Raw genomic sequence first — 23,672 nt, 5'->3', positions numbered from 1 at the left:
ATCATTGGATAGAGGTCGAGCCATCGATGCTGGCCTCCAGCTCCAGCCAGCATCTTGAATCACAAATCGACCAAAACCGGAATCCCCGCCGATTCAACAAAGCCGTGAACCGCTCTAGCGCCGCACGATCCGGTTCTTCAGGACGCCGATCTTCTCGACCTCCAGCTCGATCTCGTCGCCCGACTTCAGGAATCGGCCGAGCTCGAGCCCGCAGCCGCCGCCGACCGTGCCGGAGCCGAAGAACTCGCCGGCATGCAGGGTCTCGCTCTGCGAGATGAAGGCGAGGATGTCCTCGAACTTGTGGTGCATGCTGCCGGAATTGCCGCGCGACCATTCCTCGCCGTTGATCCGCGCCACCATGGTCAGGTTGTAGGGATCGGGAATCTCGTCGGCGGTGACCAGGCAGGGCCCCATCACGTTGCCGGTGTCGAAATCCTTGCCCTTGGCGGGGCCGAGCGTGCCGGCCATCTCGGCCGCCTGCGCGTCGCGCGCGCTGACATCGTTGAAGATGGTGAAGCCGAAGATGTGGCTCCGCGCATCGTCACGCTTGATGTTCTTGCCGGTCTTGCCGAGCACGATGCCGAACTCCAGCTCGTAGTCGAGCAGCTCGGCATAGTTCGGCCATTCGATATCGGTGCCGGTGCCGATCACCGAGAAGCGGTTGCCCTTGTAATAGATCGGCTGCTTGTACCAGACCGGCGGCGGCTTGAACTGGCCCGCCGCCGTGGCGGCGTCGAGCTTCGCCTGCAGGTCGTTGGCGCCGGCATTCTGCTCGCGGAACCGCTGCTGCCGCGCCTGCACCAGGTGCTTCTCGAACACCAGGCAGTCGCGCATCTGGCGCGGCACCGGCACCGGGGCGAGCAGCCTGACCTTGTCGAGCCCGATGACATAGTCGGCTTCCTTCTGCAGCTGCCGCGCGCGGTCGAGTGCCGCCGGCCCGCCATCGATCAGCGCCAGCATGTCGCGCATCTCCGGCGCCGGATCGGCGGCGGTGAAGTCGGTGATCGACTTGCCGTCGGCATTCAGCGCGCCGATATGGCGGGCGCCGTTGCGGGTCTCGAAGGTGACGAGCTTCATGGCCTCAACACTCCACCAGGTCTTTCAATTCGGTCTTGCGGTCGCCGAGATCGGCATAGAGCGAGCTCAGCCGCGTATTCGCGTAGTAGGTCGCGCTCCAGGAGGGACGCCCGCGGAACCGCTTAAGCCAGTCCTGTACCCGTGGCTGCTCGCCCCAGAGATAGGCATGGCCCAGATCGTCCATGCGGTCGTAGAGCGGCGCGACGCAACAATCGGCCACCGAGACGTAATCGCCCATCAGCCATAGCCGGCCGTCGAGCCGCGCCTCCATGCGCGCCGCCGTCTGCGCGAAACCTTCCAGCGCGTTGCGCTGGTCCGCCGGGCCGAAACCCGACTTGCCCATGCGGCGATAGAAATGCGTGCGCAGCGGCCGGCGCGCCGCCGCGCCCTCGAAAGTGGCGTCGTCCAGCGTCGCGAAATGCCGCACGAAGGCCTGGTTGAACGAGGGATAGCGCACCGCCGGCGTCGCCACCTCCTCGAAATAGCGCAGCCACGCCCTGAGGTCGGCGCGGCCCGCCGCGTCGCGCGGCGCCATCTTCGGCTCGGGAAATACCTCGTCCAGATATTCCATGATGACCGAGGAATCGATCACCACATTGCCGTCATGCGTGAGCGTCGGCACCACGCCGTTCGGATTGAGCTTCAGATAGTCCGGCGCGAGGTGCTCGTTGTTGCGGAAGTTGATCTGCCTGTCGGTCCAGTCGAGCCCCTTCTCGGCGAGGCAGAGGCGGACCTTCTGGCTGCAGGTCGAATAGGCGTTGTTGTACAGCGTCAGCATTGCGGCCTCGCCGGTCGAGAAAGGTCAATCATGGCCGTGCTGGTGGCCGGCGGGGCAGCGCTCCTGCTTGTATTTCCGCATCTGGCCGAACAGGCGCATCACCTCGCCCTCGTCGCGCTCGCCATAGGCCTTGCCGTGGAACTCGCGGTACAGGCTCGCCACGTTGACGACGATGCGCTCGCCGTCCAACCAGTGCGACCAGCCGTCCATCTTGATGTCCCAGGCGGCTTCCTCGGCGCTCAGGCCGGCATCGAAGCGCTTCTTCGCCTCGTCATGGATGTAGACGAAGTAGTCGCGCTGCGCCTTCAACCCGGCCTTGTCGGTGATCCGGCCGTGGCCCGGCACCACTTTCTCGACCCCCCAGCTCATCATCAGGTCCAGCGCCCGGATCCAGTTGGCGACCGGCCCGGCCCACAGCACCGGATGGCCGCCGACGAACAGCAGGTCGCCGGTGAACAACGTCTTGTCCTGCGGCACCCAGGCGACCACGTCGCCGCGGGTATGCGCCGGCCCCAGCTCGTGCAGCTCGACCACCTTGTCGCCGACCTTGAGGTCCAGCCGTTTCTCGAAGGTACGGGTCGGCGGCGTGTGCTTGATGCCCTCGAACTGGAATTTCGAGCCCATGGTCTCGTAGAAGAACTGCGCACCGGGACCGATCTGGTCGCGGTTCTTGATCAGCGCCACCAGATTTTCCGGCGGGCGCTCCTCCATCTCCTCGGCGCAGGCCTTGGAGGCGATGATCTCGCTGTCGGCGACCAGCTGGTTGCCGAACACGTGGTCGCCGTTGTTGTGCGTGTTGACGACGCGCGGGATGCGCTTCGCCGCCGGCACGGCGGCGCGCATCGCGTCCAGCATCTGCTGGGTCAGCTTCAGGTCGAACAGAGTGTCGACCAGCAGGGTCTGGTCGCCGTCGACCACCAGGCCCGCGTTGGACCAGCCCCAGGAGCCGTCCGGCTGCAGATAGGCCCACATGCCGTTGCCGAGATCGTGCAGACCCTTGGTGTATTGCCACTTGGCCATGACCGGCTCCTATCGGACGAAAGCGAGGACGAACCACGGAAAGGCGGTGACCAGGGCGAGCGTGCCGGTCATCGCCACGACGAAGGGAAAGGCACCGGCGAAGACGTCGCCGAGCGTGATGCCCTGGGCCTGCAGGTTGGCCTTGACCACGAAGCAGGCGACGCCGAGCGGCGGCGTCAGCAGGCCGACTTCCACCGCAATCACGGTGATCACGCCGAACCAGACGATGTCGGTGCCGAAGGTGAGGACGATCGGCAGCGCCAACGGCACGGTGATCAGCACGATCGAGCCTGAATCGAGGATGGTGCCCAGCGCCAGGATCAGCACCAGGTAGCCGACCAGGATGGTCCAGAAGCCGAGATCGTTGGCCTGCGCCCAGTTGGCGATGGCATTGGGGAGCCCTGAAATCGCCAGCAAGGTCGCGTAGAGATGCGCCGCGACGATCAGGAACGAGATCGCGGCGGTTACATAGCCGGTCTCGGTCAGTACCTCGCCGAAGCTTCGCCAGGTTAGCGCGCGGCGCCACAGCGCCAGCAAGAGCGAGCAGAGCGCGCCCACGGCACCGGCCTCGATCGGCGTGAACACGCCGCCATAGATGCCGCCCAGCACGACCAGGATCAGCAGAAGGATCGGCGCCGATTTCGCCGCCAGCGTGCCGACCGGCATCAGTGCTTCGCCGCTTGCCGCCTCGCCCTTGCCGTTCAGGATGAAGCTGGGCCAGAACCGCGCCATGGCGCCGATCATCACGCAATAGATCAGCGCCAGCAGCAGGCCCGGCACGATGCCGCCGGTGAACAGATCGCCGATCGAAGTCTCGGCCACGATGCCGAACAGGATGAGCAGCAGGCTCGGCGGGATCAGCATGCCGAGCACGGACGAGCCGGCGACGACGCCGACGGAGAAGCGGCTGGTATAGCCGAGACGGATCAGCTCCGGCACCGCGACGCGGGTGAAGACGGAGGCCGAGGCGATGGAAGTGCCGTTGACCGCGGCGAACACCGCGTTGGCCGCCACCGTCGCCATGCCGAGCCCGCCCTTGAAGAAGCGGAACAGCTGGCCGGCCACGTCGAACGTGTCGCGCCCGATGCCCGACATGCCGACGAACAGGCCCATCACCACGAACAGCGGGATAGTGCCGAAGGAATAGACCGCGATGCTGTCGCTTGCCGCATGCGCCAGCATGTTGCCGGCGATCTCGATATCGCCCTTGATCAGCATGATGCCGGCGAAGGAGACCAGGAGCAGCGCCGTCGCCACATGCATGCCGCCCTGGATCAGCAGGATGATCCCGACGATGGAAGCGAGCCCGACCGCGACATCGCTCATTCGCCCGCAGCCCCCGGCAGCGGCGGCGGGGCCATCCTGCCGCTCGCCACCGCGAGATCGCGCAGCACATGCCGCAGGAACTGCAGCGCGGTCAGCGCCGTGCAGACCGTCACGATCAGGTAGATCGGCCATTTCGGCGCGGTGAACACGCCGGCGGCGCCGACATAGTCGCCTTCGTTCCAGGCCTCGACGAAGTTCGGCGCCACGTACCAGAAGATCAGCGCGCACATGAGGGCGCCGAAGGCATGCGTCACCGCCTGCAGCAGATAGCCGGCCCGGGGCCGCTTCTCGATCAGCGGCAGGATCAGCACGTCGGAGCGGATGAAGCGCTCGAGCCGGAGCGTGTGCGGCAGCTGCAGGTAGACGATGCCGACGATCGAGAGCGCCACCAGCTCGGGCACGCCGGGGATCGGGCTATTGAGGAAATAGCGTCCCGCCACGTCGGCATTGACCAGCAGCATGACGACCAGGATCCACAGCGTGCCGATCCGCCCGAGCGCCTCGGTCACGCGATGGAAGATGGTCGGCGGCGGGCCGGCGCTCGCCGGCCCGCTCTGTTGTTCCCCCGCCACGCGCTCAGTCCTTGTCCCACTCGCGCGCATGCGGGATGCCGGCTTCGCGGCAGAGCTGCATGTAGGTCACCAGCGTCTTGGTGCCGGGCAGGCCCTTGGCATCGGCCGCCTTGGCCCATTCCTTGGCGATGTTGGGCAGCATCTTGGCGAGCTTGGTGCGCTCGGCATCCGCGAAGGGAACGATCTTGGCGCCTTTCTCCACCGCGTTCTTGATGCTGGCCTCGCCGGCATCCTGGTAGTACCGCGCGACCTTCTTCTCGTAGAGCGGCGCCGCGGCGAGGAACGCGTCCTTCACCTCCTGCGGGAAACCCTTCCAGCGGCGCTCGTTGACGGTCAGGCCCGAGGCGTATTGCGCGCCGAAGCCGACCTTCACGACATAGGGCGCCACCTCGTAGAACTTGTAGGACGAGACGGCGGTGTCGAAGGTGATGATGCCCTCGTACACGCCGGTCTGCATCGAGTTGTAGAAGGTGGTGAGGTCGCCGGCCACGGCGACCACGCCGGTATTGCGCACCCAGTTGCCGGCCTGCCCGGCGGTGCCGAGCTTCATGCCCTTTAGGTCGTCGACCTTCTCGATCGGCCGCTTGGCGACGATCTGGTACTCGTCGGTCGGCAGCGGCGCGAGCAGGATCTGCTTGTGCTTGAGCAGCTGCGCGTCCATCTCCGGCACCAGCTTGCGCAGTTTGGCGATCACCGCGGTCAGCTTGACCGAATCCGTCGGCCCGAACGGCGTGACATAAGTGATCTGCTCCAGCGGCAACTTGTCGCCGTTGAACAGGAACGGCACATGGCCGACATCCATGGCGCCGTCCTCCACCGCCTTCAGCACGCCGGGCGGCTTGGCGATGGTGCCGGCATAGGCCTCGGTCCAGGTGATCTTGAACTTGCCGCTGGTGGCGAGGCGCTTGTCGACCTCGGGGATGAACAGGTCGCGGATCTCCTTCACCGCGCCGGAGAGCGGCGGATGGCCGGAGCCGACGGTGAGCTTGATCTCCTGCGCGGCGAACGATGGCGCCGCAAGGATGGCGGCGACGGCCGCCAGCGTGATCGTCCTCAGTTTCATCTTTTCCCTCCCTTTGTGGTCCTGGCGCCGCCGCTCGGCAGCGTCAGGGTGGAAATCTCCGTCTCGCCGCGCAGGCCTGCGCTGACGAAGGCGACGAGGTGCTGCAGCAGCTCGCCGCGCTGTGTCGGGTCGGCCGCGCCGCCCGAAAGCCGCAACAGGCGCCGGCCGCCGCTATTGCCGACCGTGTAGACGGTGGCGCCGATCACGAGGTTGTAGCGCCACCAGAGCTCGGCCTTGGAAAGCTGCGGCAGGGCGCGGGCAAAGGCATCGACGAAGCGGGCCGCGACTTCGTCGAAGGCGGTGGCGACCGCGCGCTTCGACTTGTCGCTCGCGCCCGGCAGGCTGAGCAGCAGGATCAGCTGCGGCAGCAGGCCGGGCTTGCCCGGGCCGCCTTCGAGATAGGGCGCAACCAGCGCCGTCACCAGGTCTTCCAGGCGCGGCGCACGCGCGCCGGCGGCATCGAGGCAAAGCTGCAGCCGGGCCAGCCGGTCGCGGTTCACGCGCTCCGCCAGCACGCCGAAGGTCTCGCGCTCCAGCGCCTCTTTCGATCCGAAATGATAATTCACCGCGGCGATGTTCACGCCGGCCTCGGCGGCGATCCCGCGGATCGTCGCGCGCTCCAGGCCCAGGTGGCTGAACAGCCTCTCAGCGGCCGCCAGGATGCGGTCGCGCGTCGAAGCTTCCTCCCGCTTCCTCATCGGCGTCCCTTGGGGCGCTCTCGTTTCAAACGCTTGTTTGAATGTTGACGCGAAGCGGGGAGCGTCGTCAAGCCTTGCTTTAAGTCAGGCGACCCGCGCCGTCCGGCCGGTAACGGGATAGGCCGGATCGGTATAGCCCGGCGTCGAGGCATGGCCCGTCGGCACCAGCTTGCCCATAAAGGCCTCGTCCGCCGCGGTGAACGGCCGCTGCATGCCGTCGAGATAGCCCTGCCATTGCGCCAAGGTGCGCGGCCCGGCGATCACGCTGGTGACCTGCGCGTTGTTCAGAACCCAGCCGAGTGCCAGATGCGCCGGACTGGTGCCCTGGCTCGCCGCGTAATCCGCGAGCTGTTTCGCGATGGCGACCGATTCGGGGCGGAACTCGGTCTGCATGATGCGGCGGTCGTTGCGCCCGGCGCGCGTGTCGGAAGGCGGCGCCGCGCCCGGCTGGTATTTCGCCGTCAGCACGCCGCGGGCGAGCGGGCTGTACGGCACCGCGCCCAGCCCCCCGGCGACCGAGGCCGGAATCACCTCCACCTCGGCGGTGCGGTCCATCAGGTTGTAGCAGGGCTGGCAGGCGATCGGCGGGCGCACGCCCATCGCCTTGCAGGTCGCCACCATCTCGGCGATGCGGTAGCCGCGGAAATTGGACAGGCCCCAGTAACGCACCTTGCCGGCCCGCATCAGGTGGTCGAGGCCGGCCACCGTCTCCTCCATCGGCGTGTCGGCATCGTCCTTGTGCAGGTAGTAGAGGTCGATCCAGCCGGTGCCGAGCCGCTGCAGCGAATTGTCACATTCGCGCATAAGCCAGCCGAGCGAGCTGCCGCGGTCGTTCGGCAGATTGCCGACCTGGTTCGCCACCTTGGTCGCGACGATCCAGCGCTCGCGATCGGCCGCGATCAGCTTGCCCAGCATCCGCTCCGAGGCGCCGTTGCCGTAGGCATCGGCGGTGTCGACGAAGTTGATTCCGGCCTCGCGCGCGCTGTCGACGATGGCCGCCGCTTCCGTCTCCGCCGTGTGATCGCCGAACATCATCACGCCGAGGCAGAGTGGCGAGACGCGCAGGCCGGAACGGCCGAGCAGGCGGTAGTTCATCGAGCCGGCCATCAGTTCTTGAGCCCGTACAGCTCCACCACGTTGTCGTGCAGGATCCGCTTGCGGTCGTGGTCGCTGAGATTGCCGGCCTGCTCGTGCAGCATCTCCTGGCTCCACGGCCAGGTGCTGTCCGAATGCGGGAAGTCGTTCGCCCACATCAGCCGCTCGACATTGACCATGTCGGCCATGCGGAAGGCGGTCCAGTCGTCCTGGAAGGTGAGATAGATGTGCCGGCGGAAATATTCGCTCGGCAGCTCTTTCAGCTCGCGCCCCTTCATCCAGTGCCGGTGCCGCTTATAGGCGTGGTCCATGCGGTACATGTAATGCGGCGCCCAGCCCGCATCGGCCTCGACGCAGACCAGCTTCAGGTCGGGATGGCGGTCGAACACGCCGCCGAAGATGAAGGTGCCGAGAATGTCCTGGTTGCCGCGGATGATCGCCTGGAAGCCGTTGATGCGCGGCCCCCGCGTGCCGGCGAGCTCGTTCGCCTTGGTGGTCAGGATGTGGAACGACAGCGGCAGGTCGAGCTCGACCGCGGTACGCCAGAGCGGATCATACATCGGGTGGTCGAAATCGTGCTCCGGCGGATCGCCCGGCATCATCACGCCCTTGAAGCCGGCGGCCTTGATCGCCTGCATGTCGCGGATGGTGGTGGGCACGTCGACGAATCCGGTCTGGCCAATGCCGTAGAGCCGGTCCGGCGCGCCCGCACAGAAGCCGGCGAGCCAGCGGTTATAGGCCTCGAAACAGGCCTGGCGATAGGCGAGGTCGGGATGGCCGCACATCAGCATCCCCACCGTGGGATAGATGATCTCGGCGCCGACACCGTCGCGGTCCTGGTCGGCGAGGCGCGCTTGCGGGTCCCAGCCGCCGCGATGCAGGTCCTCGAACCTGGCCCCGCCCATGCGCAGCTCCTCCGCCGGCTTGCCGGCGGCGGCGACCAGGCCCATCGGCACCGGCTTCGGAATGCCCGGCACCACGAAGATGTCGCCGCGCTCCTGGTCATGCGCGAGATGCGGCGCACGGTCGCGGAAAGCCGGATCGATATTCGCCGTGTAGCAGTCCGGCGGCTCGGTGATATGCGAATCGGCCGAGATCAGCTTCAGGCCGTCGGGCAGCAACTCGGTGGTCATTCTTGTTTCCTCCCGCTCTTGCCGCCGATCTTATCGCACAACGGAACGCTGGCTACCGAAACGCTTCGTCCTCCGGCGCCAGCGCGAACAGCTCGACCGGCGCGCGCAGGCCGGGCAGCGCGTGGAAGCCGACCGATTGCAGGCCGCATTCGCCGGCCCGCTCACGGAACAGGGCGGTGGCGAGCAAGGGCCGTTCCAGCCGCTTGGTCAGGCTCTCGATGCGTGCCGTCTCGTTCACCGCGCGGCCGATCACCGTGAAGTCGAGCCGGTCGAGCGTGCCGACATTGCCGTAGATCACCTCGCCGACATTCAGCGCGATGCCGGTGCGGAGCAGCGGCAGGCCGGCCTCGGCCCGCTCGCGGTTCAGCGCCGACAGGCGCTTGAACGCCTCGCGCGCCGCCGCCATCGCCGACCGCGCCTTGTCGAGCGGGAACACGGCCAGGATGCCGTCGCCGATATACTTCAGCACCTCGCCGCCATTGCGTTTGACCGCGCCGGCGGTGCATTCGAAATAGCCGTCGAGCGTGGCGATCAGGTCGTCCGGCGACAGCCGGTCGGCCATGGCGGTGAAGCCGCGCAGGTCCGACACCCAGATCACCGCGTCGATCGGCTTGCCGGTGCCGGCGCGCACCTCGCCCGCCACCACGCGCCGCGCCGCCTCCTCGCCCAGATAAATCTGCAGCAGATCGCCGGTGGTCTCGCGCGCCGCCAGGGTCTCGATGCGGATGCCCAGCATCTGCGTCGCGGTCGCGAGCAGCTCGATTTCGCGCTCCTGGAAGCCGCCCTTGCGGTCGGTGGTGTAGGAGATGAAGCAGAGCGGCTGCCCGTTCAGCGGGATCGACTGCGCGTAGTAATCGGTGGCGCCGAGCGCCTGCACCTCCTGGAGCACCGGATACTCGATCTCGTCGGTCGGGACCTCCAGCCTGCGCCGGATCGGTCCTTCGCCCCGGTTCAAGGCGGCGACGGGGCTGTTGCGGTAGGTTGTGGTGAATTGGATGCCCTGTTCGCGAATCACCACTTCCGGCCCGCCGGCCGGGGTCCACAGCACGGCGCGGGCGAAGACCTGGGGATGGTTGACGCGCACGCCGGTGGCGACCCGGTGCAGCGGCACCCCGGCCTTCATCAGCTCGCGGCAATAGCCGTCGATCAGGCCAGCCAGGTCGAGTTGCCCCGCGGCCTCGGAGATCAGCCAGCCGACGACGGGTGCGGCGCCGGCGGCGCCGGGTAGGGGCGCGGCCTCGGTCATGGAAAGTCCCTATACGGGGTAAGCTTGACTGGCGAATACAAGTGCTTAGGTAGGGTTGTGACAGTCTGCCGGAAAGGCGGGAAGCAAGCCATGTTCATTCAGACCGAGTCCACTCCCAACCCCGCGACCCTGAAATTCCTGCCCGGGCGCGACGTGCTGGGCAACGGCACCGCCGATTTCGCCGCCGCCGACACCGCCGCCAAGTCGCCGCTGGCCAAGCGCCTGTTCGCGGTCGACGGCGTGACCCGGGTCTTCCTCGGCGCCGATTTCGTTACCGTAACGAAGGAAGACGGCGCCGAATGGCACCATCTGAAGCCGGCCGTGCTGGGCGGCATCATGGAGCATTACACCTCCGGCGAGCCGGTTCTGCTCGACGAGGGCGATGCGGTCGGCAGCCAGGCCGCCGCCGATGACGACCCGATCGTCGCCCAGATCAAGGAGTTGCTCGACACCCGGGTGCGCCCGGCGGTGGCGGCGGATGGCGGCGACATCATCTTCGAGGGCTTCGAAGAGGGCGTCGTTTATCTCCACATGCAAGGCTCCTGCTCGGGCTGCCCGTCCTCGACCGCCACCCTGAAGCACGGCATCGAGAACATGCTGCGCCACTACATCCCGGAAGTGGTCGCGGTCGAGCCGGTCTGATCCACCCGCCACACTGACGTCACGAAGGGCGCCTCTATAGGCGCCCTTCGCATGTCCACCGCCCGCCGCGGGCGCCCGCAAGAAGGTACCCAGGAACCCGCCTGCATGTCGTTTGCCACCGAGCCCGATCTCCCGCCGCGCGCCGAAGCTCGCCTGCGGCCGCTGCCGCTGCTCATCTTCTCCTCGCGCTGGCTGCAGGTGCCGCTCTATCTCGGGCTGATCGTCGCCCAGGTCGTCTATGTGGTGCTGTTCCTGAAGGAGCTCTGGCACCTGGTGCTGCACGCGCTCGATTTCTCCGAGCTGCAGATCATGCTGCTGGTGCTGGGCCTGATCGACGTCGTCATGATCTCGAACCTGCTGATCATGGTGATCGTCGGCGGCTACGAGACCTTCGTCTCCCGGCTCGAGCTGCAGCGCCATCCCGACCAGCCGGAATGGCTGAGCCACGTCAATGCCAGCGTGCTGAAGATCAAGCTCGCCATGGCGATCGTCGGCATCTCCTCGATCCACCTGCTGCGCACCTTCATCGAGGCCGGCGCGCTCGGCAGCGACAAGTCGCACTACACCGAGGCGGGGATCATGTGGCAGGCGATCATCCACTGCATCTTCATCCTCTCGGCGATCGGCATCGCCTATGTCGACCGCCTGTCGCAGCCGCCGCCGCACGCGCACAGGGGCAAGGCGTAGTCTCAGCCGTTGAGCCAGCGCAGCGCGTCCTCCAGGTTGTCGAACAGGGCGAAGGGGAAGCCCTGGCCCTGCGCCTCGCTGATGCTGGAGAACATGCGCGCCAGGCCGTAATTCAGCTGGGTGTCGACCACGATGGCCCGCCGCCCGCCGCGGGCCGACGGCGTGGCGCGCGCGATCTTCGCCAGGTCTTCGGCGCTGAGGGCGCTGAAATCGGCGTGCAGCCCGTCCATCAGCACCGCGAAGCCGGGATCGAAGGCCGGGTCGGCGCGCGCCATCTGCTGTGCCGTCCGGATGTCGTCGAGCGTCACCGCGCCGATATAGGTGACCACGACCAGCCGCCGGTCCGGGTCGATCCGATACGTCACCCCGCGGTCGATGCCGTGCGCCAGCCCGCCCGCGCCGCCTCGCTCCGTCATGGCCGACCTGAGACTGTCCGGCGGCAAGTGTGGCCCAGTTCCGCGCCCGCGCGATAGTCCGGAGATGTTAACGCCGCCGCCGCGCTCAGCCGAGGCGGACCGCCCTGCCTTGCGCGTCGAACGGGATGAAGCCGGCGATGGCGCCGGCCTTGACCGCCTCCACCATGCGATTGAGTGCCGCCTCGGCCTCCGGCTCCGCCGGCGGCCTCCCGCGCGCGCCGGCCAGCGCGGCGGCGAACACGATCGTCCAGTCGCGGCCGAACTGGCGCGCCTCCGCCGCCAGGCTGGCGAAATCGGCGATCTCCGCCGGCGCCTTGTCGACATACATCACCGGCGCCAGCGCGCCTCCCTGGCCGGCGGCGAAGGCGGCGCGCTGCTCGGGGGTAGCGTCGCCGGGCAGCTCGGCCGCGGCGAACACGAAGAGCAGCCGCTGCGGCTCGGCCTGCGCCTTCGCGGCGGCGAGCAGCTCGTCGAAGCTCGATATTTCCATCGCGGCCTCCCTGCCGGCACGGATGCGGCGCCCAACTCTATACGGCGCCGCGCCACGGCAAAGGGCGGGGCGCGCGCGACGCCCCACCCTTCGCGGCAGCGGCCGGCCGATCAGAACCGGTGAGCGAAGCGCACGCCGAGATTGTCGAGCCCCTGGTTGTCCTTATCGAGGCCGAAATTGGTCAGGTGCTCGTAGTAGACCGAGAGACGGTTGTTCGGCGTGATCTGGAAGCCGACTTCCGCCGGCACATGGAACAGCACGCGCGAGCCCAGATCCTTCTCGTGCGCGGTCCTGCGCAGCTTGCTGTCGTGGATCGCCGCACCGAGACCGACGCCGAAGAATATCCGGTCCCACAGCACCTCCGCCCGCATATCGGCATAGGCGAAATTGGTGCGGCCTTCGGTGGAGACGCTGCCGCCGATCACCGGGCGAAACGCCGCCCGCCCGTAGGAGCCGAGCGGTGCGAAGGCGAGCTCGCCGTTGATCGACAGCCCGTCCTCGTAATTGCGCTTCGGCAGCAGGCCGACATCATGCTCGAGCAGGCCGAGGCGCAGCTCGAAGCCCTGCAGGGCCTGGTCGTATTCGTCCGACGAGCTCTGCGCCATGGCCGGCGCGGCGGCGAACAGTGCGGCCGCCAGCAGCGCGGCACCGGTGGGAAACAGCTTGGCCGTTGAATGCTTCGACATGAATTGAACCTTCCATATTCGGGGGTTGCGACACCGCCCACCGCTCCGATGAATGAATGCCGCGATACGAGGTTCCGCGCGCGCCGGCCGCTTGGGCGCCGCCTGTTGCAGAAATGCTGCAGGCCGCTGACCGCTGAACCGCCGCCCGCTGAACCGCCGCCCTTTGCCGCGCGTTGCCGACATGGCAATCCGGCGGCAGGTGTCCCATGCGTTCGATCTGGAAGCGGTACGGCTATCTCTGGGCGACGCTCACCCTGTTCGTGCTGGCTTTGACCGGACATTGGCTGCTCGCTTGGTTCGCCTATGTGGACGAGCAGGCCGCGCATGGCCTGCCGGTCGAGACGACCGGCTTCCTGGTCGAGGTCGGCCGCGATACGCTGGAGAACTGGCAGTCGGAATTCCTGCAGCTGATCTGGCAGGTCGCCGGCCTTGCCTATCTGCTCTATGTCGGCTCGCCGCAATCCAAGGAGGGCGACGACCGGCTGGAGGCGAAGGTCGACGCGATCCTCCGCCGCATCGACCCGGCGAATGCAGAGCGCGTGCTGGCCGAGATCGACGATGCCTATGCGGGCCGCCATACCGATGCGCTCGATGCACATCGGTGAGCCGTACCGGTGACCATTGCCGCCGCGCCCGCAGGCGACAATGCTGCACGGCCGCACAAGCAGGGAGGCCGATCATGAGCGACAACATCCTGGTCCTCTACGGGTCCTACCGGTCCGACCGCATGGGCATCCGCCTCGCGGATTTTCTGCTCAACCGCCTCAGCGCGCGCGGCGCCGCGCCCGAGCTGATCGACGCCCAGGCCGTCGGCCTGCCGATGCTCGACCGCATGTACAAGGAGTACCCCAAGGGCGCGGCGCCGCCGGCGATGGAAGCGTTGGCCGAGAAGATCCGCCGCGCCGATGCCTTCCTGTTCGTCGCCGGCGAATACAACTGGGGCCCGCAGCCCGGCCTGAAGAATCTGACCGACCATTTCCTGGAGGAATGGTTCTGGCGCCCCGCCGCCATCGCGAGCTATTCGGCCGGCCGCTTTTCCGGCGCGCGTGCCGGCCTGGTCTGGCACGGCATCCTGTCCGAAATGGGCATGGCGGTGATCTCCAGCCAGCTCGCCGTCGGTCCGATCGCCGACACGCTCGACGAGCGGGGCGAGCCGATCGGCAAGCCCGGCGAGGCGCTGGCGCGCGCCTTCCCGCGCTTCGCCGACGACCTCGCCTGGTGGACCGAGGCGGCCCGGGCGCAGCGCGCGCGCAGGGCGCCACCCTACTGATCCGGAGAATGTAGAAAGACACGGACTCCGCGCCGCGAACCTGCGCTAATGCCCCATCGCTGAAAACGGAACCGGGCCTCGGCGGCCCGAGCGACCAACCGGCACGTCCCCGCCGGATGGCGCTCCCGCCCGAACCCTGGGGGAGTGGCTCATGTCCATCGATCGGCACTTGACCAGTTTGACGCGGCCGGTGGTCACGCGCGAAGCGGTTGCCTGGGCCGCGACCACGGGCACGGAGACTGTGATGCTGGCGATCACCCACGAAGCGCTCGAAGCGCTGACCGAAAGCCGCAACCTGTCGACCGGGGAATGCCTTTCCGCCTTCGATCTGCATCGGCCGACGATCGAGCAGGTCGCCGAACGTGTGTTGACCCGGCGGAAGCCGGAGGGCAGTCGCTATGTGATCGGCGTCGAGGATCTGGCCGAGCTTCCGGCCCGCATCACCGGGCGGCCGGCCTAGTCGCGATCGGCCTGGTCGCGGTCGGCCGGCGCCGCTTGGTCGCTGCGGGAGCGGCGGCGCCATCCGGCGCCGCCGGCGCGGCGTCGCGCGCCAAGCGCTCGGCGCGCAGCCGCGCCGTCTTCCGCTCCTCCGCCGCCTGCGCGGCGACGTGCTCGGCCCAGGCCGAATCCGCTTCCGCCCGGGCCGCGTCGATCTCCGCCTTGCTTCGGGTGCGTGCCATGCCGTCCTTGGTGATGTTGCCTCGGTCGATCTGACACAACGCGTTGGCCGTGCCGGTCGTTCCATCGGCCGGATGCCGGTATGCTTCGCGCTCGGGAATCGTCTCTGTCGAGCCAAACTGCAGCAAGGGGCGCCTGGGGCATGCAGATCGAACGCATCGTCATCATCGGCGCCGGCATCGGCGGGCTCGCCGCGGCGCTGGCGCTGCAGCGGCGCGGCTTCAGGGTCGCGGTCTACGAGCGGGGCGCGGAGATCCGCGAGATCGGCGCCGGGCTGATCGTCACCGCCAATGCGCGCCGCGCGCTCCGCGATCTCGGCGTCGACGATGCGCTCGCCGCCGCCTCCAGTTGCGTGCCGGTGATGTACACCTGCGCCTATGACACCGGCCGGATCGTGCGCGAGATCGACAATGGCGAGCTGGCGCGGCGCCACGGCCTCGCCAGCCTGCAGGTGCACCGGGCCGATCTGCACGAGGTCCTGCGCGCCGCCGTGCACGCCAACGATCCGGTCGCGCTACACGCCGGCCACGAATTCGTTGCGCTCGAACAGGATGCGGCCGGCGTCACGCTCCGCTTCGCCAATGGCGCCACCGCGCGTGGCGAGGTGGCGATCGGCGCCGACGGCAATGCCTCCGCGGTGCGCAGCTTCCTGTTCCCGGGCGGCGAGGCGCCGGAGTTCAACGGCCAGGTGGCGTACCGCGCCCTGGTGCCGATGGATCTGGTGCCGCCGCTGCCGCGTCGCCTCGAAATGGGCATGCATCCCGCGCCCCGGCGCTACCTGCTGCATTATCCGCTGCGCGGTGGCCGCCTGATGAACGTGATCGGCTGCGGCCAGTCCGACAGCTGGGCGGAAGAGGGCTGGGCCATCCCGGCGACCAACGAGGAATTCGCCGCCGCCTATGGCGACTTCTCGCCCGAGATCGTCGCGCTGATCCGCGCCATCCCGCCGGGCGAGCTGTTCAAATGGGGCCTGCGCGACCGCGCGCCGTTGAAGACCTGGGTGGTCGGCCGCGTCGCCATGCTCGGCGATGCCGCGCATCCGATGACGCCGTTCCTGGGGCAGGGCGCCTGCATCGCGCTGGAGGACGGACTCGTGCTCGGCCGCGCCTTCGCGGCGTCGTCGACGCCCGAGGAAGCGCTCGCCCGCTACGAAGCGGCGCGCAAGACGCGCGGCACGAATGTGCAGCTCTGGTCGCGCGAGGAGGGCCAGGCGCTGCAGGACCCGCGCATCCCCCGCCGCACGGCGGCGGATCGAGGTCTGCTCGACTACGATCCGGCGACGGTGGCGGTGTGAGGACGTGAGAGCTACGCCGCGCGCACCTTGGCGATGAACTGCGTGACTTCGGCCGACAGCCGCACGGCGTGCTCCGAGAGAATGTCCGCGGCGGATTTGATCGAGCTGGCGGCACCGCCGGTCTGATCCGCCGCTTGGCGGAAGCCGACCACGTTGCGCGAAACCTCGGCGGTGCCGGAGGCGGCTTCCTGCACGTTTCGGCTGATCTCGCCGGTCGCCGCGCTCTGCTCCTCCACCGCCGCGGCGATGGTGCTCGCCACCTGGTTGACCTCGTTGATCGTGGTGCCGATGCCCTTGATCGCGGTCATCGATTCCGCGGTCGCTGCCTGCACCTGCTGGATCTGGTTGGCGATCTCCTCGGTCGCCTTGGCGGTCTGATTGGCCAGCGCCTTGACCTCGCTCGCCACCACGGCGAAGCCTTTGCCGGCCTCGCCGGCGCGGGCCGCCTCGATCGTCGCATTCAACGCGAGCAGGTTGGTCTGGCTGGCGATCTGGGTGATCAGATTGACCACCTCGCCGATCTTGGCGGCGGCGCGCGACAGCCCTTCGACCGAGGCTTCGCTCGCCGCGGCCCGCGACGTGGCATCGCCGGCGATCTTCGAGGATTGCGCGACCTGGCGCGCGATCTCCTGGATCGACGCGGTCAGCTCCTCCGCCGCCGAGGCCACGGTCTGCACATTGGCCGAGGCCTGTTCGGAAGCGGCTGCCACCGTCGCCGCCTGCGCCGCGGTTTCCTCCGCCGTGCCCGACATGCCGGCGGCGTCCTTCTGCATCTGCGCCGCCGCGCGGCCCACCGCTTCGACCACCTGGCTGACCGAGCCCTCGAACGCATCGGCCAAGCGTTGCATCTCGATCTTGCGCGCCGCCTCGGCCCCCTGCTTCAGGCGCTCCTGCTCCGCCTTGCGGTCTTCCTCCGCCTGGCGCTCGGCAGCCTCGGCGCGGCGCTTCGCCGCCTCCGACTCATGCTGGCGCGCCGCCTCGGCACGCTCGGCCTCCGCCTCCAGGCGGTGCCGTTCGGCCTCCTGCGCCGCCTCGCGCTCGCGCGCCGCCATCGCCTCCTGCTGCAGGCGCTCGTTCTCGATGCCACCCTCCTTGAACACCTGCACCGCGCGCGCCATGGCGCCGATCTCGTCGCCGCGCTCGCGCGCCGGCACCTCGACCTCCCATTCCCGCCCGGCCAGGCGCCCCATCGCCAGCGTCATGCGCTTCAGCGGTCGGAAGATGCCGGCGCCGACGGCGAAGCACGCCGCCAGCACCGTCGCCGCGACCACCGCGATGGTGATGCCGATACGCCGCGCCGCGGCGGTGCGCACCGCGGCCGCCGCCTGAACGGCGGCCTCGCGCTCGGCATGCACGCGGCCTGCCAGCTGGTCCAGCTTGGGCTCGAACGCCGCATAAAGCTCCGAGAGCTGCTGGGTCGCCTTGCGGGCCGCCAGCATGCCGTCCATCAGGGCCAGGATGTCCTTCTGATAGGCCGCCATGTTGGCGGCGATCTCGGCGCGCTTGTCCTCGGCGATCGCGGAAGCGGTCAGGGCGGCGGCGAACTCGGCCGCGCGCTTCTTGATGTCGTCAACGTATTTCGGGTCCAGCCGCAGCAGGAAATCCTTCTCGTGCCGGCGCATCATCAGCATCGTCACCTGCAGGCCGAGCTCGCTCGCCGCCTTCAGGCTGGTCTCGGCGGCATGCACCGAGGCGCGTGCCGCGCCCTGCAGCCCTTCCTTCTCGTTCAGGCCGTTCCGGGTCTCGGCCGCGACGACCGTGGCGAACTGCGCCGCGTACTGCGTCGCGAGCTTGCGCGCCTCCTCGACCAGGGCGCGCTCTTCGGCGTCGTTGATCAGGCCGGCCAGGTTGCCAAGATGCGTGTCCGCGCGACGCATCACCTCGCCGTGGCGGCCGACATACTTGGTGTCGCGGCGCAGCAGGAAATCCTTCTCGGCGCGGCGCGCCTCCAGCATCAGGAGTTCGACCTTCGACATCTCGCCGTTGGCGCTGTCGATGCGGTCGGTCTCGGCCTGAATCCGAGCCGTCGTCTGCTGCGCGGCGACATAGAAGCCGCCGACCGCCAGGAAGCCGATCAGCGCCGCCGCGCCGATCAGGCCGATCTGATACTTCAAGCTGAAGCGGGCCAAGGCCTGCTCCAAGCCGAATAGCGCTCCCATGTCAGCCCTCCGAACGAGCCCTCCGCTCGTCTTCGAAGGCTTATTATTTGAGAGAGGCGATAAATTTGTATTGATGAACTTACGTATTCAAAGTTGAGCCCTCACGCTTTTCAGAGGCCCGTTCAGTTTCATTGGCAGAAGCCGTCAGATCGGTAGTCATGGACAAGACGGGCCGCTCAACTCGTCTCTGAGCGGGCCTGCATCAGATCAGGCGAAGCGGAAATTTGGTCTTGATAACGCGATTGGCCTTGCGCATTATATACAATATTGTATGATAGGGGAATGGAAGAGTTCCAATCGCTCACGCCACCCGCGATTTCCACCCCGACGCGCCGTGCGTCGCTGTCGCAGCCGGGGCGGACGGGGGCGGAACAGAAGCGCCGCGGAACAGAAGCGCCGCGTTCTCCCGTCGTGGCCGGGCTTGACCCGGCCACCCACGCGGCCACCGCAGCTCGGCGGAAAGCCGTGGATGCCCGGAACTTCGTCCGGGCATGACGAAAGCGGAGGAACAGATGCGCCGGAGAACCCTCTCCCTCATCGAGGGAGTGGGCAGGGTGAGGGTGTGCCGGTTCCGGCAGAACACCCGTCAAGGCCCTCGCCCCGGCCCTCTCCCACATTGCGGGATAGGGAGAGCGGAACGGATGCGCCGCGCTCTGGCCGGGGCTGGTCGGCAGCGGGCCGGCGGTCGGCGCGTGACCGCGTCCCGTTCAGTCCCGCCGCCGGCGCAGCGCGACGCCGAGCGCCGCGAGTCCGGCGCCGAGCAGCATCAGGCTTCCCGGCTCCGGCACGTCGCGCGGTGCCGTGCCGGGGCCGTCCTCGTAGGCGACCAGCAGGCCGTTGACCAGGAACTGGTCGGCGAAACCGAACACATAGCTTTCCACGATCAGCGTGTTGCCGATCAGCCCGCCCGGGTTCGGCGCCTGAAGGATCTGCTCGCCGGCTTCGCACGCGCTGCTGCAGAGGAAGCTGCCGAGCCCGTCCAGGCCGAGCGAGGCCACGGTGTTCTCGATGCCGGTGAAGTCGGTGCCCAGCGGCGCGGTGCCGAAGAAGAATGTCGTGCTGGCCTGGAGATTCGACAGCAGCGACACCGCCTGCAGCGCGACCGGGGCGGAGAACTGGAAGATGACGAGCTCGGGCCCGCCGAGATTGTCGACGAACGGGCTGTCGAATTCGCTGGTGGAGACGCCCAGGCCGTCGGCGTACCAGCCGAGATAGGCCTTATCGAGCGCGCCGAAGGTCGACGTCGCGGCGTAGGCCGACGCCGTCACCGAGAGCGGCCCGTTGCTGAAGCTCACCGTGTTGCCTTCCGGCCCATAGGTCGCGGCGCCGCCGCCGGCCAGGCTGAAGGCATAGGTGGTGGCCGCCTCGGCCGCGCCCGCGAGCGAGGTGGCGAGCAAGGCGGCGCCCGCCGCCGTCGAAAATCTTTTGACCAAGCACTGCATGCTGTCCCCCGGCTTCCTGTTCAATGGTCCTGGGGGAATTCCGCAAGCAAATCGGAGGCCAAACCGACTAAACGCAATAGAATCGTGCGCTTAGGCGCATTTAGACGATTGTATCAAATCTATTTCGTAAAAATAACTGACGAAACCATGGCCGATTTCCCCCGCCGCGAAGCAACCGCTGGCGCCGGGGCGACGACCGCCTTCGTTTCGAATGTTTCAGGCCGGCCGGGCCATCCGCTCCAGCTCCACCAGCGCCAGCATCAGGTGATAGGCCGAGCTGGTCGGCAACGGACCGTCGATCGGCGTCAGGTCACGCGCCAGGTATTCGTGCCAGCCGCCGGCCGGCTTCAGATGGCGCTCCAGCAGGAAGGCGAGGTCGCTGGCCAGCCGGTCGCGCTCGAAGCCGTCGGGATGGGCGTGCGCATAGGCCGACTGCGCCTTGATCAGCTCGGTCACGCCCCACAGCCGCTTGCGGTCGTCCACCGCCTCGCCGGTCTGCGCATCGACCGACAGCACCACGCCGCCATCCTCGTCGATGCCGTGCTCCGCCGCCCAGCCATAGAGCCGGTTCAGGTCGAGCGGGCACGTGGCCGTCGGGTCGCGCCGCAGCAGCTCGGCGATCAGCCAGTACCATTCGAAATGGTGCCCCGGCTCGGCGGTCGGGCGCGCGTCCTCGATCCGCTCACGCAGGCTGCCCGTCTCGGGATGCGCGATCTTCTCGGCCAGCAGCCGCAGGATGCCCTGTGCCTTGGTCGACCACGCCGCCTCCCCCGTCGCCGCATAGAGCGCGAGATAGGCTTCGAACAGGTGCATATGCGGGTTCTGCCGCAGCCGCCGCTCGCTCGGCGCCCAGCCGCGATCCGACTCTGCGGCAAACCATCCGTCCTCGAGCTTCAGCTTGGCTTCGACCGCGCCGGCGCCGGCGCGCGCCAGGGTCAGCGCGTTGTCGTCCTTCAGGATCGCCGCATAGGTGGCGAGGCCCAGAATGCCGAAGGCATGGGCGTAGAGATCCTTGCGCGTATCCTGCGGCCGGCCTTCGGCATCGATGGCGAAGTACCAGCCGCCCTGCTCGACATCCCAGAAGCGCTCGCGCAGCGTTCGCGCGATCTCACGCGCCCGCTCGGCGGCGAGCGCGTCGCCCCAGCGCCGATGCGCATGCGCGAACACCACCAGCTGGCGTCCCGCCACGATCAGCCGGTGCGCCTCGCCCGGCAGCGGCTTCAGGTCCGGCCCGATCAGCTCGGCGCAGGTGCCGGCGACCGGATTCCATGCCGCCCCCGTCCAGACCGGCAGCATCGTCCGCATCCAGTCGTCGAATCGCCGATACAGCGCGGGCAGCTGGTCCAAGCGGCAATGTCCTCAACTTCAAGGCGGCGCATACTGGCGCCCGGCCGGAGGGGAGGCAATCGGTGATCGGGGCGCCGTCGCACTTGCAGACGATCCAGGCGTTGCGTGCCGTGGCGGCGCTCGGCGTGCTGCTGTTCCATGCGGCCGAGGCCGCGTCCCACAATGCCGGCTACGCGCCGTCGGCCTTCTCCAATGCCGGCGCCGCCGGCGTCGACCTGTTCTTCGTCATCAGCGGCTTCGTCATGGTGCAAGCGCACCGCGACTGGTTCGGCTCCGGGCCGCTCGCGCGCGAATTCCTGGCGCGGCGGCTGATCCGCATCGTGCCGCTCTACTGGCTGGCGACGGCGCTGATCGCCGCGCTGCTGCTCGTCGCACCGGCTCTCTTCCAATCGCGCGCATTCGACGCCGGTCACGTCGCGCTCTCCTTCCTGTTCGTGCAGAGCCAAGCGGGCGAGGATTTCGGCGTGCTGCACGGCGCCGGCTGGTCGCTCTGTTTCGAGATGTATTTCTACCTGCTGTTCTTCGTGTGCATGCCGTTCGGCCGCCGCGCCGTGTTCATCGGGCTCGCAGTCATCTTCGCGTTCGGCATCGCGGCCGGACCGTCGCTCGGCGCGCGTTCGACGCCGTTCGAAACCTTCGCCGACCCGATGCTGCTCGAATTCCTCGCCGGCATGCTGCTGGCGGAGGCGCTGCAGAAAGGGCGCGCCCTGCCGCGCAATCTCGCCTGGCCGCTCCTGCTCTGGGGCCTGTCCGCCATCGCCGTCGCCGGCGAGATCGGCCTGGTTTCCGACCGCCGCGATCCCTGGCGGGTGCTGGTCTGGGGCGTGCCCGCAATCGCGATCGTCTGGGGCGCGATCTCGGTCGAGCGGCCGGGCCTGGTGCCGCGCTGGCTGGTCGCGCTCGGCGACGCCTCCTACAGCCTCTATCTGTTGCACCTGCTGGTGCTGCCGGCGCTCGGCAAGGCCTGGGCGGCGGCCGGGCTGACCGGCGCGCTGCCGCGTCCGGTCTTTCTCGCTTGCGGCATCGGCCTCAGCGTCGCGGCCTCGCTCCTGGCATTCCTCCATGTCGAACGGCCGATGACCCGGCGCTTGCGCGCCGCCGCACGGATTCCGCTAGCATCGTCGCAGAAGAAATTCGGGGAGTGAGAACGGTGCCCGCAGAGCCGCAAGCCTATCCGCTGAGCGACATCACCGTCATCGATCTCGGCCAGATCTACCAGGGCCCCTACGCCACCTTCCTGCTCGCCATGGCCGGTGCCAAGGTCATCAAGGTGGAGCCGCCGGGCGGTGAGCCGATCCGCGCGCGGGCCAAGGTGGCGCGCGGGTCGCTGCCGCTCGCCATGCTCAACTCCAACAAGCAGGGCATCACTCTCAACCTGAAGACGCCGCGCGGCTGCGCGCTGCTGATCGAGATGGTGAAGCGGGCCGATGTGCTGCTGGAGAACTACGCGCCCGGCGTGCTCGACCGGCTCGGCGTCGGCGCCGAGGTGCTGATGGCGGCGAACCCGCGGCTGATCTACGCCTCCGGCTCCGGCTACGGCCGCTCCGGCCCGAAGCGCGATTTCCTCGCCATGGACCTGACCGTGCAGGCGATCGGCGGCGTCATGTCGGTGACCGGCGAGCCGGATGGCAGCCCGCTGAAGGCCGGCCCGGCGATCGCCGATTTCCTCGGCGGCATCCATCTCTATGGCGGCATCACCACCGCGCTGTACGAGCGCAGCAGGACCGGCCGCGGCCGGGTGGTCGAGGTCGCCATGATGGAGGCGATCTATCCCTCGCTCGCCTCCAATCTCGGCATGCACTACTGGAGCGAGGGGACGCTCACCGCCCGTACCGGCAACCGCCACGGCGGCCTCGCCATGGCGCCCTACAACGTCTACCGCGCCAAGGATGGCCATGTCGCCGTCATCTGCGTCACCGAGGAGCACTGGAAGTCGCTGGCCCGGGTGATGGGGCGGGAGGATCTGATCGCCGACCCGCGCTACGAGAACCACACCACACGCGCGAAGATCATGGACGAGGTCGACGCCCTGGTCTCCGCCTGGACCGCCACCCTGACCAAGGACGAGATCGCCGAGATCGCCAAGGCGCGGAAGATCCCCGCCGCGCCGGTGCGCGACCTGACCGAGGTGACCAACGACCCGCATATGCACGAGCGCGGCATGCTCAGCTGGATGGATCATCCGGAGCTCGGCCGCGTGGTGCTGCCGAACAGCCCGATCCGCTACGACGGCACGTCGCCGATGCCGCTGGTGCCGAGCCCCGAGCTCGGCCAGCACAACCGCGATGTCTATTGCGGCTGGCTCGGTCTCGGCGAAGCCGAGTTCGACGGCTTGCGAAAGGAGGGCGTCATTTGACTCTCCCTCCCCGCCGACAGGCGGGGAGGGTCGGGGTGGGGTTTGCGGCTGCGCTGCGGCGGCCGAAAAAATGAGCAATCGGCTACATGTCGGACACTACAGACCGGATACATGCCTGACAGTCTCCTCGGTTTGTTCCGCTTTGCGGCGCCCCGGCCGGGGCGCCGCAAAGCGGCGGAGTTTCTTGGTGCGCCGGT

25 protein-coding genes are annotated in these 23,672 nt (G+C 68.2%); 8 read left to right on the top strand and 17 right to left on the bottom strand.

Annotation, left to right across the window (positions count from 1 at the left end):
* Positions 1–114: 114 nt before the first annotated feature.
* From DT074_RS24850 to DT074_RS24805, 10 genes are all read right to left on the bottom strand, one after another.
* Positions 115–1,077: a fumarylacetoacetate hydrolase family protein gene (locus DT074_RS24850; protein WP_119422560.1), complete on the bottom strand. Its 963-nt coding sequence runs from the start codon at positions 1,075–1,077 to the stop codon at positions 115–117.
* Positions 1,078–1,081: 4 nt separating this feature from the next.
* Positions 1,082–1,855, bottom strand: a complete 774-nt coding sequence (locus DT074_RS24845; RefSeq protein WP_119422559.1) for a glutathione S-transferase family protein — start codon at positions 1,853–1,855, stop codon at positions 1,082–1,084.
* A gap of 24 nt (positions 1,856–1,879) precedes the next feature.
* Positions 1,880–2,875, bottom strand: coding sequence for an MBL fold metallo-hydrolase (locus tag DT074_RS24840; RefSeq protein WP_119422558.1), 996 nt, complete (start codon positions 2,873–2,875; stop codon positions 1,880–1,882).
* A 9-nt stretch (positions 2,876–2,884) separates the two neighbouring features.
* Positions 2,885–4,201 carry a TRAP transporter large permease gene (locus DT074_RS24835; protein ID WP_119422557.1) on the bottom strand — a complete coding sequence of 439 codons (1,317 nt, stop codon included), beginning with the start codon at positions 4,199–4,201 and terminating at the stop codon, positions 2,885–2,887.
* Positions 4,198–4,773: a TRAP transporter small permease subunit gene (locus DT074_RS24830; RefSeq protein WP_162915196.1), complete on the bottom strand. Its 576-nt coding sequence runs from the start codon at positions 4,771–4,773 to the stop codon at positions 4,198–4,200. The genes DT074_RS24835 and DT074_RS24830 overlap by 4 nt, the downstream gene beginning before the upstream one ends.
* Before the next feature lie 4 nt (positions 4,774–4,777).
* Positions 4,778–5,836 carry a C4-dicarboxylate TRAP transporter substrate-binding protein gene (locus tag DT074_RS24825; RefSeq protein WP_119422555.1) on the bottom strand — a complete coding sequence of 353 codons (1,059 nt, stop codon included), beginning with the start codon at positions 5,834–5,836 and terminating at the stop codon, positions 4,778–4,780.
* A complete protein-coding gene (locus DT074_RS24820) occupies positions 5,833–6,534 on the bottom strand; it encodes a TetR/AcrR family transcriptional regulator (RefSeq protein WP_119422554.1) in 702 nt (233 codons plus the stop codon). Before DT074_RS24820 ends, DT074_RS24825 begins: the two co-directional genes overlap by 4 nt.
* 84 nt (positions 6,535–6,618) lie before the next feature.
* Positions 6,619–7,629 carry an aldo/keto reductase gene (locus tag DT074_RS24815; RefSeq protein WP_119422562.1) on the bottom strand — a complete coding sequence of 337 codons (1,011 nt, stop codon included), beginning with the start codon at positions 7,627–7,629 and terminating at the stop codon, positions 6,619–6,621.
* An 11-nt stretch (positions 7,630–7,640) separates the two neighbouring features.
* Entirely contained in the window at positions 7,641–8,762 is a 1,122-nt protein-coding gene (locus DT074_RS24810; RefSeq protein ID WP_119422553.1) for an amidohydrolase family protein, read from the bottom strand.
* Between the two features lie 52 nt (positions 8,763–8,814).
* Positions 8,815–10,008, bottom strand: coding sequence for an adenylate/guanylate cyclase domain-containing protein (locus DT074_RS24805; protein ID WP_119422552.1), 1,194 nt, complete (start codon positions 10,006–10,008; stop codon positions 8,815–8,817).
* A gap of 90 nt (positions 10,009–10,098) precedes the next feature.
* Here DT074_RS24805 and DT074_RS24800 point away from each other — a divergent pair, with 90 nt between their 5' ends.
* Positions 10,099–10,650, top strand: a complete 552-nt coding sequence (locus tag DT074_RS24800; protein ID WP_119422551.1) for a NifU family protein — start codon at positions 10,099–10,101, stop codon at positions 10,648–10,650.
* A gap of 105 nt (positions 10,651–10,755) precedes the next feature.
* Positions 10,756–11,337, top strand: a complete 582-nt coding sequence (locus DT074_RS24795; RefSeq protein WP_119422550.1) for a TIGR00645 family protein — start codon at positions 10,756–10,758, stop codon at positions 11,335–11,337.
* Between the two features lie 2 nt (positions 11,338–11,339).
* Here the strand turns inward: DT074_RS24795 and DT074_RS24790 are convergent, their stop codons facing one another.
* The 3 genes from DT074_RS24790 to DT074_RS24780 all read right to left on the bottom strand — a co-directional run bounded on the left by DT074_RS24790 (position 11,340) and on the right by DT074_RS24780 (position 12,929).
* Positions 11,340–11,753, bottom strand: a complete 414-nt coding sequence (locus tag DT074_RS24790) for a SpoIIAA family protein (RefSeq protein WP_119422549.1) — start codon at positions 11,751–11,753, stop codon at positions 11,340–11,342.
* Between the two features lie 85 nt (positions 11,754–11,838).
* Positions 11,839–12,243, bottom strand: coding sequence for a ribonucleotide reductase subunit alpha (locus DT074_RS24785; protein ID WP_119422548.1), 405 nt, complete (start codon positions 12,241–12,243; stop codon positions 11,839–11,841).
* Positions 12,244–12,353: 110 nt separating this feature from the next.
* Positions 12,354–12,929, bottom strand: coding sequence for an acyloxyacyl hydrolase (locus DT074_RS24780; RefSeq protein WP_162915195.1), 576 nt, complete (start codon positions 12,927–12,929; stop codon positions 12,354–12,356).
* A 206-nt stretch (positions 12,930–13,135) separates the two neighbouring features.
* Between DT074_RS24780 and DT074_RS24775 the strand changes: the two genes are divergently transcribed.
* From DT074_RS24775 to DT074_RS24765, 3 genes are all read left to right on the top strand, one after another.
* A complete protein-coding gene (locus DT074_RS24775; RefSeq protein ID WP_119422546.1) occupies positions 13,136–13,534 on the top strand; it encodes a DUF6766 family protein in 399 nt (132 codons plus the stop codon).
* Between the two features lie 74 nt (positions 13,535–13,608).
* Complete coding sequence (locus tag DT074_RS24770) at positions 13,609–14,199, top strand: NADPH-dependent FMN reductase (RefSeq protein WP_119422545.1); 591 nt, start codon at positions 13,609–13,611, stop codon at positions 14,197–14,199.
* Positions 14,200–14,350: 151 nt separating this feature from the next.
* Positions 14,351–14,659, top strand: a complete 309-nt coding sequence (locus DT074_RS24765; protein WP_119422544.1) for a DUF1488 family protein — start codon at positions 14,351–14,353, stop codon at positions 14,657–14,659.
* On the opposite strand, the gene DT074_RS24760 is transcribed toward DT074_RS24765, so the two are convergent.
* Positions 14,640–14,879, bottom strand: a complete 240-nt coding sequence (locus DT074_RS24760) for a hypothetical protein (RefSeq protein WP_162915194.1) — start codon at positions 14,877–14,879, stop codon at positions 14,640–14,642. The two genes, DT074_RS24765 and DT074_RS24760, sit on opposite strands and share 20 nt — an antisense overlap.
* A gap of 140 nt (positions 14,880–15,019) precedes the next feature.
* Between DT074_RS24760 and DT074_RS24755 the strand changes: the two genes are divergently transcribed.
* Positions 15,020–16,171 carry an FAD-dependent oxidoreductase gene (locus DT074_RS24755; RefSeq protein ID WP_162915193.1) on the top strand — a complete coding sequence of 384 codons (1,152 nt, stop codon included), beginning with the start codon at positions 15,020–15,022 and terminating at the stop codon, positions 16,169–16,171.
* A gap of 11 nt (positions 16,172–16,182) precedes the next feature.
* On the opposite strand, the gene DT074_RS24750 is transcribed toward DT074_RS24755, so the two are convergent.
* The 3 genes from DT074_RS24750 to DT074_RS24740 form a co-directional block, all read right to left on the bottom strand.
* Positions 16,183–18,330 carry a methyl-accepting chemotaxis protein gene (locus DT074_RS24750; RefSeq protein WP_119422541.1) on the bottom strand — a complete coding sequence of 716 codons (2,148 nt, stop codon included), beginning with the start codon at positions 18,328–18,330 and terminating at the stop codon, positions 16,183–16,185.
* A gap of 707 nt (positions 18,331–19,037) precedes the next feature.
* On the bottom strand, positions 19,038–19,772 hold the full coding sequence (locus tag DT074_RS24745; RefSeq protein ID WP_119422540.1) for a PEP-CTERM sorting domain-containing protein: 735 nt from the start codon (positions 19,770–19,772) through the stop codon (positions 19,038–19,040).
* Positions 19,773–19,988: 216 nt separating this feature from the next.
* Positions 19,989–21,119 carry an AGE family epimerase/isomerase gene (locus DT074_RS24740; protein ID WP_162915192.1) on the bottom strand — a complete coding sequence of 377 codons (1,131 nt, stop codon included), beginning with the start codon at positions 21,117–21,119 and terminating at the stop codon, positions 19,989–19,991.
* 62 nt (positions 21,120–21,181) lie between these two features.
* On the opposite strand from DT074_RS24740, the gene DT074_RS24735 reads away from it, so the two are divergent.
* Positions 21,182–22,264, top strand: a complete 1,083-nt coding sequence (locus tag DT074_RS24735) for an acyltransferase family protein (protein WP_162915191.1) — start codon at positions 21,182–21,184, stop codon at positions 22,262–22,264.
* A 5-nt stretch (positions 22,265–22,269) separates the two neighbouring features.
* A complete protein-coding gene (locus tag DT074_RS24730; RefSeq protein ID WP_119422561.1) occupies positions 22,270–23,475 on the top strand; it encodes a CaiB/BaiF CoA transferase family protein in 1,206 nt (401 codons plus the stop codon).
* Positions 23,476–23,672: the final 197 nt, after the last annotated feature.

The organism is Desertibaculum subflavum (assembly GCA_003576705.1).
Classification (GTDB): Bacteria; Pseudomonadota; Alphaproteobacteria; order Ferrovibrionales; family Ferrovibrionaceae; genus Desertibaculum; species Desertibaculum subflavum.
The sequence above is the reverse complement of the archived record's forward strand: the minus strand, read 5'-3'. Positions and strand labels throughout refer to the sequence as shown.